The organism is Pseudomonas sp. LAMO17WK12:I10 (assembly GCF_900215185.1).
GTDB classification, from domain to species: domain Bacteria; phylum Pseudomonadota; class Gammaproteobacteria; order Pseudomonadales; family Pseudomonadaceae; genus Aquipseudomonas; species Aquipseudomonas chlororaphis.
On sequence record NZ_OBDX01000098.1, the window covers coordinates 1 to 1,094 of the forward strand.

At 55.9% G+C, this 1,094-nt stretch carries 1 protein-coding gene and 2 pseudogenes; 1 reads left to right on the forward strand and 2 read right to left on the reverse strand.

Annotated elements, in window-relative coordinates:
* Window positions 1-310: pseudogene (locus CRO75_RS32280) on the reverse strand (IS3 family transposase); the annotation flags it as partial.
* Entirely contained in the window at window positions 311-964 is a 654-nt protein-coding gene (locus CRO75_RS32285) for a transposase (RefSeq protein ID WP_239990687.1), read from the reverse strand.
* A 16-nt stretch (window positions 965-980) separates the two neighbouring features.
* On the opposite strand from CRO75_RS32285, the pseudogene CRO75_RS32290 reads away from it, so the two are divergent.
* Window positions 981-1,094 (forward strand): annotated as a pseudogene (locus tag CRO75_RS32290) (IS5/IS1182 family transposase); the annotation flags it as partial.

A 1,094-nucleotide genomic window follows, 5' to 3' on the forward strand; every position in this document is an offset into this window, starting at 1 on the left:
TGACTAACGCCAGTTCCCGCATCAGGCCACGCACCTTGAACCGTCCGATTTGCTCGCCATCTTCCTGCATCATCGACACGATGCTGCGGCTGCCGACAGTGCTTCGACTCTGCGTAAACAGCTCATTGACTCGACTGCGTAACCGAAGTCGTTCAACGTCCGGAGTTCGACGTCTGAGGCGGTGGGTGTAGTAGCATGAGCGAGTGATATCAAAGACCACGCAAAGCCAATCAACCGGCTCTTGGATGCTCAGTTGATCAATCAGCGCATGCGCTCGTGCTCTTCCGACATCAAGAGCGCGGTAGCCTTCCTAAGAAACACCATCCGCCGGTTGCAGCGTGAAGCCAAATTCAGCTGCACGTCGGTATAAACCTTTCACCACTCGCTCCCGATATTTTTGCTCGTAGTGATCGGCTCCTGGGTCTTGATAATTCATGCCGAAACGCATGGCGTTGTAGAGCAGGATGGCGATCTTTCGCGCGGTGGCAGTGACTGCCTTGGCTTTACCGATTCGAGCCGCAAGGCGTCGATAGAATGCACCCAATGCCGTGTTCGTTCTTCCGACCGTTACCGCAGCTAACCGCAGGTGGGCGGTCACCCGATTTTTGGTCTTACGGGTATGGGCCGAAAGGACCTTGCCGCCACTGATACGACAGCCAGGCGCGAGAGTGAGCCAAGAAGTGAAATGATGACAGGTACGCCATCGACTCAGACCCGTGCCGCATTCGGTAACCAAACGCAAGGCCAGGTAGGGGCCAATGCCGTGGATCTGGGTCAGATCGACTCCGACCAATTGATAGAGCAAGGTACGGACATCGAAGTTGAGCGCGTTGGGTTGCCGGGTACGATGCCGTGGTTTTGGTAGCGGCTCAGTTGGCGATGTCTTTTCTTGCGAGAGCGTGATCAGCGTCTGTGCAATCTGCTGGTCGCAAACCTCCAGCTGCGCCTGATACGCGTCATACATGGACAGCGCCTGCGTCAGAGCAAAACATGAAGGTTGTCAGGTCATCTGGCAGATTGCGGCCCGCCGCAGCAGCTACAAGAAACATGGAAAGCGCAGTGCCTTGTACAAGGCGCTGCGCAAGATCGAGAAA